The organism is Achromobacter sp., from assembly GCF_036567245.1.
Taxonomy (GTDB): domain Bacteria; phylum Pseudomonadota; class Gammaproteobacteria; order Burkholderiales; family Burkholderiaceae_B; genus Achromobacter.
In genome coordinates this window covers 1-6,650 of the sequence record NZ_DATCUY010000027.1, presented here as the reverse complement: position 1 = coordinate 6,650, position 6,650 = coordinate 1, and the positions used below count along the sequence as shown (strand labels likewise).

At 68.1% G+C, this 6,650-nt stretch carries 10 protein-coding genes; 4 read left to right on the top strand and 6 right to left on the bottom strand.

Going from position 1 to position 6,650, the window contains the following annotated elements:
* The 4 genes from VIR09_RS00915 to VIR09_RS00900 all read left to right on the top strand — a co-directional run.
* A partial coding sequence (locus tag VIR09_RS00915) for a SecDF P1 head subdomain-containing protein (protein WP_332010850.1) occupies window positions 1-449 on the top strand: 449 nt, incomplete at its 5' end.
* Window positions 450-591: 142 nt separating this feature from the next.
* Complete coding sequence (locus tag VIR09_RS00910; protein WP_332010848.1) at window positions 592-1,017, top strand: hypothetical protein; 426 nt, start codon at window positions 592-594, stop codon at window positions 1,015-1,017.
* A 116-nt stretch (window positions 1,018-1,133) separates the two neighbouring features.
* Window positions 1,134-1,742: a LysE family translocator gene (locus VIR09_RS00905; protein ID WP_332010846.1), complete on the top strand. Its 609-nt coding sequence runs from the start codon at window positions 1,134-1,136 to the stop codon at window positions 1,740-1,742.
* 33 nt (window positions 1,743-1,775) lie between these two features.
* Window positions 1,776-1,934 carry a hypothetical protein gene (locus tag VIR09_RS00900; RefSeq protein WP_332010845.1) on the top strand — a complete coding sequence of 53 codons (159 nt, stop codon included), beginning with the start codon at window positions 1,776-1,778 and terminating at the stop codon, window positions 1,932-1,934.
* Window positions 1,935-1,940: 6 nt separating this feature from the next.
* Here VIR09_RS00900 and VIR09_RS00895 read toward each other — a convergent pair whose 3' ends face one another.
* From VIR09_RS00895 to VIR09_RS00870, 6 genes are all read right to left on the bottom strand, one after another.
* Window positions 1,941-2,681, bottom strand: a complete 741-nt coding sequence (locus tag VIR09_RS00895) for a hypothetical protein (RefSeq protein WP_332010843.1) — start codon at window positions 2,679-2,681, stop codon at window positions 1,941-1,943.
* Window positions 2,682-2,777: 96 nt separating this feature from the next.
* Window positions 2,778-3,734, bottom strand: coding sequence for an acyl-CoA dehydrogenase family protein (locus tag VIR09_RS00890; RefSeq protein WP_332010841.1), 957 nt, complete (start codon window positions 3,732-3,734; stop codon window positions 2,778-2,780).
* Window positions 3,727-4,902: an acyl-CoA dehydrogenase family protein gene (locus tag VIR09_RS00885; RefSeq protein WP_332010839.1), complete on the bottom strand. Its 1,176-nt coding sequence runs from the start codon at window positions 4,900-4,902 to the stop codon at window positions 3,727-3,729. Before VIR09_RS00885 ends, VIR09_RS00890 begins: the two co-directional genes overlap by 8 nt.
* A gap of 12 nt (window positions 4,903-4,914) precedes the next feature.
* Entirely contained in the window at window positions 4,915-5,583 is a 669-nt protein-coding gene (locus tag VIR09_RS00880; protein WP_332010837.1) for a CoA-transferase, read from the bottom strand.
* A complete protein-coding gene (locus VIR09_RS00875) occupies window positions 5,580-6,248 on the bottom strand; it encodes a 3-oxoacid CoA-transferase subunit A (protein WP_332010834.1) in 669 nt (222 codons plus the stop codon). Before VIR09_RS00875 ends, VIR09_RS00880 begins: the two co-directional genes overlap by 4 nt.
* A partial coding sequence (locus tag VIR09_RS00870; protein ID WP_332010831.1) for a MaoC/PaaZ C-terminal domain-containing protein occupies window positions 6,245-6,650 on the bottom strand: 406 nt, incomplete at its 5' end. The genes VIR09_RS00870 and VIR09_RS00875, both read right to left, overlap by 4 nt.

Sequence of the window (6,650 nt, the reverse complement as noted above, 5' to 3'; positions counted from 1 at the left end):
CGGCGGCGCCGTCTCCCGCGGCCGCGCAACCTCAGCCGGCGCCAGCCGTCGACTTTCGTCTGGTGCAGGCCAAACCCGCCGCGCAGCTTCAAGCCATCCGCGTCAGGGGGCAAGTGCTCCACATGTTGCCCACGCCGGTCTTGACGCGGGCGGATCTGGCCAACGTCGTCCCGATGAAGACGAAGGAAGGAGCCGCCTTCCTGCGCCTGCAGTTCACCCCCGAAGGCGCGGGCAAGCTCGGGGAGATCACGCGGCGCAATGTTGGCAACTGGCTTTTGTTCACGGTGAACAATCAGTTCGTCGAGCTGCCGCGCATTGGCGGGCCGGTAGCCAATGGCGTGATAGATATAGGCATGGGATCGGAACAGAACGCCATCAATGTCGCCAATCTCATCGTGGGAGCGCCGCCTGCCAACGCATCGGTGGCGGCGCCTGCCAATCGGCGCTAGAGGCAACCAGGCACTTGTTGCGGCGCGCCGAGCAGACAGGCCTGATGCGGGCAGCCGATGATGGGTATCGGGTCGAGCCAAGCGTTTAGCGCGTCAGCCGCGAGTAGTATTGCGCTCGTCGTATCGATAGAAGAACCGCGTCATGATCATCCTGGAAACCGACCACCCTGAGCGCCTCTGGGCCCGCATTCAGAAAGCGGTATCCGAACGCCGGTTCGAAGGGTGGGAGGCGCATTCCGATGTACACCTGGCGCAAATGGACTGGCCGACCCGCTATGCCAATCTGCGCTTGCGCGCGGGGTACGTGCGGGATTCGTGCGAACTGCGCCTGCATGACCTCAGCGGGGATCGGCGCTTGCCTGCGCAGGAACTGTTCACTTACCAGAAGAGCCTGGGCGCGCAGCTGTGCAACATGTTCGCGGCGCACATCAAGAACGCGAGAATCAGCGTGCGAGTACAGAACAAGGGCGGAGGTAGGCGCAAGCGACGCTTTGCGGCCGAGTTTGAGCCACAGCGGTTCGAGCATTGCATAAACGGCAATGACCTGGCCGAATACCGCTTCCAGTGATGCCGCGGCCCGCGCTGCGCGGGATCCGGTCTTTCCGGCGCCCCGGCGCGGCGCATTTGCGCAGCCCCGCCGCCGCGGCTAGACTGGCCGCTTCCCCTTCATTCACGCATTCCGCCATGGCCCTGCATAGCTGGCTCATCTACCTGATCGCCGTCATCGGCTTGTCGGTGACTCCTGGGCCGAATACGCTGCTTGCGCTGACGCACGGCGCGCTGCACGGACACCGCAAGGCGTTGTGCACCATTGCTGGCGGCGCGGTGGGATTTGTGGCGCTGATCGCCTTGTCGATGCTGGGCATCAGCGCCTTGCTCAAGGCCTGGGGACCCGCGCTGACGGTGCTGAAGTGGGCCGGCGGCGCCTATCTGATCTGGCTGGGCATGCAGCTCTGGCGCGCGCCGGGCGTGCAGTTGCAGCCCGCCCCGAACATGCCGCGCGTAAGCGGCATGCGCATGTTCAGCCAGGGCCTCCTGTCCGCAATCTCCAACCCCAAGGCGCTGCTGTTCTACGGCGCCTTCCTGCCGCAGTTCATCGATCCGGTTCGCAGCCTGTACACGCAGTTCGCGATCATGGCCGCGACTTTCGTGGTGGTGGAGTTTCTGGTCGAGTATGTGCTGGCGCGGTTGGCGCATCGCGTGCGCCCCTGGCTGGAGCGCTCCGGCCGGCGCTTCAACAAGGTGTGCGGCGGTCTGTTCGCCGCCATGGGCGCGGCGCTGCCGGGGTCTTGATCGCAGAAGTGCCGGCCGGGCCCGTATCGTCGCTTGTTCAAGGTCGTCATCAAGGGCATGGGCCGTTCCGACCTGAACCATCATGCGACCAGCCTCGGGCCGCGGTTGATCGATTTCTATCGTCCGGCGCAGCAGCGCGCAGCCGCTGCTGGATTGCATGGGCAGCGACGTGGTGGCGCAGTGTTGAACTGATCCGCTTCATTCCTCCGGCAACCACAACCCGGATTCCGGGTCGAGCGCGGCGCGCGCGCCGTTCACCCGGATCTGTTCCTCGTCCAGCCGCGACGCCGTGGCGGCATCGATATCGAATTCGATGCCGAGCGCGCTTGCAATGCGGGGGGCTTCGATGGGCAGTTCCCAAGTCAGGAACAACTGCGCCAGATCCAGGCCTGCCGCGAAGTCTGCCTCGCGAAAGCCCGTGCCGCGCCGCAGGATGACGCCGTGCGGCTGGCCGGTGTCGAAGATCATGGCGGCGCCACGGACCAGGGGAAGGCGCAGGCCGCTAGCCGGGAAGTGCACATCCAGGCCCCGGTCTTCACTCAGGAACAGATTGCAGAAGGCGGCGCCGCCGTATTGCGCGCCGTCATGGTGGTAGCGGGCGCCGCGGCAGGCCATGAGGACGATGTCGGCGGATGCCAGCAAGCCGGGCAATCCCAGTCCTTGCGTCCACTCATGCATGGCTTGCAGGCATGAGCCGTACTCGGGCCAGCGCGCCTGCGTACGGGCCAGCGGCATCTGCTCCACGTCCCCCGGTTCCAGGTACAGGCGCGAGGCCATCTCGCGCTCCCAGTCCGCCAGCAAGCGGGCGGGCGGCGTGGGCAGGTCCAGCGTTCCGGTCAGCACGGTGCTGCTGACGCTGCGGCTGCGCATGGCGTCGCCGCTCCAGTAGTAGGACGCCAGGCGATCGGACCTGCGTTGCGGCGGCGGGACGTGGCTCATCGGGGTGGGAGGATCCGGGGGCACGGCTGTGCAAGGGAAGGCGCTGTGGAAAGCCGTTATGTTAACGGCGTTCCGCGGGCCCCCGCGCCGGTGGGCCTAGTCCCGCATCAGCGCGGCCAGCCGCTCCACCTCGATCGCCAGCCGGTAGGCGCGCTTCAGGTAAAGCTGAGCGTCGTGCTCCCAGGAGAAGCCTATGCCTCCATGTACCTGGATCGAGAGTTTTACCGCTCGCCGCGACGCACTGGCGGCCAGGCGCGCGGCCAGCGCCGCAAGCTGGGGATCGGCCGAGGCGCGCGTTGCCAGTAAGGCCTCCACGGCATAGCGGCTATTGTCCAGACCGGTCCAGGCGTCGACCAGGGCGTGCTTGATGGCCTGGAACTGCCCGATGGGCCGGCCGAATTGTTCGCGCTCCTTGGCGTAGGCGATGGCCAGGTCCAACGAGGCCGCCGCGGTGCCGACCAGTTGCGCCAGCAGGAAGGCCAGATGGTTTTGCAGCGCGGGCAAGACCTGCGTCGCGGGCAGTTCGGCCTGCGCGAGGGCGGGGCCACGCAGGCGGGCCAGCGCCACGGTGGGATCCAGGCCTTGCACCGACTCGAGCATCGCCGGGTCGTAACGGGCCAGCAGCCAGCCCTGGTCTTGACGGCTTAGGCGCAGGTACTGGGCCACGGGGCCGTAGGCGTCGATCCAGCCCTGCTGGTCGCCGGCGCGGTCGCAGCGGATGCTGGCTGGATGCGCGCTCAGGTCCAGCACGACTTCCGCCAGGGCGGGCGTTTGCTCCAGCAAGGCGCTGGCGAGAAAGGCCGAAGCGCCATAAGGCAGGGTGAGCAGGGCGCGTCCAGCCCATTCGCCCATGAGCTGGGTGCCGGGACCGTACTCGGCCTGGAAGGCTTCCGATCCCGCTTCCAGCCAGCCCCCTTCGGCCAGTTCCTTCCACAGGGCGCGCTGGGCGGCGTCGTCCGCCGGCAGCGCGCGGCGGGCGTAGGCGGCGGGATGCTGCTGTTCCAGCAGGCGGCCGAAGGTGGAGGACAGCAGTGTCCTGATTTCGCTATGCATGTTGTCCCCTGTCCTTGGGCAGGCCGAGCAGGCGTTCGCCCACGATATTGCGTTGGATTTCCGAGGTGCCGGCCACGATGGTTTCGGCGCGCGACCACAGGAACTCGCGCAGTACGCTGGCCTCTCCGGCATGGGGTGCGCCAGCCTGCGGGCCGAGGATGGCGGCCTCGCCCAGCAGTTCCACCCGCTGCTCCCAGATCCGTTGGCGGGTTTCGCTCCACAGCAGTTTGAGCATGGCGCCGTCGATGCCAGGCGTGTTGCCTGCGGCGACCTCGCGCAGCACGCGGTCCACGCGCCAGCGTATGACCTGGCACAGGTCCGCCAATTCGCGCACGCGCCGCGCCTGCACGGCGTGTTCGTCCGAGGCCAGCGTGGCTTGCGCCAGCGCTGCGGTCAGTTGCTGAAGCTCGTCTTCCAGCAGCACGACGCGCGGCATGAAGTAGATGCCGCGCTCGTACTCGGCGGCGGCCATGGCGATGCGCCAGCCCTCGCCGGGTTCGGCCAGGATGCGGCCTTCCGGCACCGGCGTGGCGTCGAACAGCACTTCGTTGTAGTCGGCCTCGCCCGTCATCTGGCGTATCGGTTCGACCCGCACGCCTTCGGCCTGCATGTCGATGAGCATGAAGCTCAGGCCGCGGTGGGCCTGGCTGTCGGGATCGGTGCGCACCAGCGCGAAGCACCACTTGGCCAGATGCGCCTGGGTGGTCCAGATCTTGCGGCCGCTGACGCGCCAGCCGGCGGCCTCGGGTTTGGCACGGGTGCGTACGGACGACAGATCCGAACCGGTCTGGGGTTCGGAGTAACCCTGGCACCAGACCTCGCTGCCGTTGCGGATGCCGGGCAGGAACTGCGCCTTCTGCGCAGGTGTGCCGAAGCGCAACAAGGTGGGCGCCAGGATGGCGTGCGCGATGCTGTTGATGGGTTGCGGCGCATGCAGGCGCGCGCATAGTTCGTGGAAGGCGATCAGCGCGGCGGTGCTGAGTTCGCGGCCGCCGTATTCGCGCGGCCAGGTCAGCGCGATGAGGTCGGCTTCGCATAGCATGCGGTTCCAGGCCTGGCGGCATTCCTGGGTGTGCGAGGCGGTGACCGGATACTGCTCGCGCAACTGGGCCAGCGCGGTGCGCAGCCAGGCCTCGGCGTCTTCGAGAAAATGTTCGGTGCGTATCATGGTTGAGAGCAATCAGGAGTTGGGATGCAGGACACGCGGCGTGTCCTCGAGGCGCACGGGCGCGTCGATCCAGCGGTGCAGTTCGGAAGGCGGCAGGCCGTCCACGAGGGCCAGGGGCACGAAGGCCCCGCCGCGCACGTCGAAGATGCCGATGTCGGCATAGACGCGCCCGACCACCCCCGCGCCGGTCAGGGGCAGGGTGCAGCGGGCGCGCAGACGCGGCGCACCCTCGCGGGTCAGCGCTTCCATCATGACCCAGACGTTGCGCGCGCCCACCGCCAGGTCCATGGCCCCGCCCACCGACGGCATGGGATCGTCCGCGCCCAGCGACCAGTTCGCCAGGTCGCCATCGCAGGACACTTCGAAGGCGCCCAGCACCGTGATGTCGATATGGCCGCCGCGCATGATGGAAAAGGAATAGACGTGGTCGAAGATGGCCGCGCCCTCGGTCAGCGCGATCGACTGCTTGCTGGCGTTGATGAGGTCGCCGTCGGCGGTCTCGTGGTCTTGCAGCAGGCGCATGCCGAGGATGCCGTTCTCGCTGTGCAGCTGCACGCCGCGCGCCGGATCCAGGCGGTCGGTGACCATGGTGGGCATGCCTATGCCCAGGTTGACCACGGCGTGCGCCGGCAGGTCGTCGGCCACCAGGGCGGCCAGCTGTACACGTGACAGTCTTTTCATTGCGGGCTCCCCAACAGGCGATGCACAAACAGGCTGGGCGTGACGATGACGTCGGGATCCAGCGCGCCGCAAGGCAGGATCTCTTCGACCTCGACGATGGTGCTGCGGGCTGCCATGCACATGACCGGACCGAAGTTGCGCTGGGCGCGGCGGTAGACCAGATTGCCCGACTGATCGGCCCGGTGCGCGCGGATGAAGGCGAAGTCCGCGCGCAGCGGTTCCTCCAGCACGTAGCCGCGGCCGCCGAACACGCGCGTCTCGCGGCCTTCGGCCAGCGGCGTGCCATAGCCTGTCGGCGAGTAGAACGGCCCCATGCCCGCGCCGCCGGCGCGGATGCGTTCGACCAGCGTGCCTTGGGGCATGACTTCCACCGCCAACTTGCCGGCCTGCACCCGCTCGCGGATGACGTCGTTGCCCGGCATGCGCGGGTAGGAGCAGACGATGCGGCTGACGCGGCCCGAAGCCACCAGCGCGAGGAAGCTGGCCTCGCCCGCGCCGGCGTTGTTGTTGATCAGGGTGAGGTTACCCACGCCTTGTTTGGCCAGCAAGCCGGCGAGCAGGCGCGCCGGTATGCCCGAACCGCCGAAGCCGCCCACGAAGATCACGGCGCCGGATTCGACGCCGCGCAGGGCTTCTTCCACGTTTGCGCAAGTCTTGTCTTTCATTGTTCCTCCTCGGCCCAGGCCGCGCGGCCCTGGGCGCACAGGGCGCCGGCCTGGTGGCAGGCCAGGGCCACGCCTTGCGGCTGCCGCCACAGCGATACGGCCACGTCCAGGCCCGGATAGACCGGCGCCATGAAGCGCAGGTCCAGTTCGCCCAGGCGCAGGCCCGGCAATTGCCGCAGGCCGGCTTCGAGGGCGCGGTTGACCATGCCCAGCAGCGCCGCGCCGTGCAGGATGGGACGTTCATAGCCCGCCCGCTGCGCGGCAGCCGGGTCCACGTGCAGCGGATTGCGGTCGGCGTTCAGGCGGTACAGCGCGCCCTGGTTGCGGCTGGTGGGCAGGACGATGACGCTGTCCGGCGGCGTGACAGGCGGCACGGGGATGGGCGCGGCCAGCGCATCGCTG

Bases quoted from the DNA above. Each gene is read 5' to 3' on its own strand.
- VIR09_RS00910 (WP_332010848.1), top strand. From the start codon at position 592: ATGATCATCCTGGAAACCGACCACCCTGAGCGCCTCTGGGCCCGCATT.
- VIR09_RS00905 (WP_332010846.1), top strand. From the start codon at position 1,134: ATGGCCCTGCATAGCTGGCTCATCTACCTGATCGCCGTCATCGGCTTG.
- VIR09_RS00895 (WP_332010843.1), bottom strand. From the start codon at position 2,681: ATGAGCCACGTCCCGCCGCCGCAACGCAGGTCCGATCGCCTGGCGTCC.
- VIR09_RS00890 (WP_332010841.1), bottom strand. From the start codon at position 3,734: ATGCATAGCGAAATCAGGACACTGCTGTCCTCCACCTTCGGCCGCCTG.
- VIR09_RS00885 (WP_332010839.1), bottom strand. From the start codon at position 4,902: ATGATACGCACCGAACATTTTCTCGAAGACGCCGAGGCCTGGCTGCGC.
- VIR09_RS00880 (WP_332010837.1), bottom strand. From the start codon at position 5,583: ATGAAAAGACTGTCACGTGTACAGCTGGCCGCCCTGGTGGCCGACGAC.
- VIR09_RS00875 (WP_332010834.1), bottom strand. From the start codon at position 6,248: ATGAAAGACAAGACTTGCGCAAACGTGGAAGAAGCCCTGCGCGGCGTC.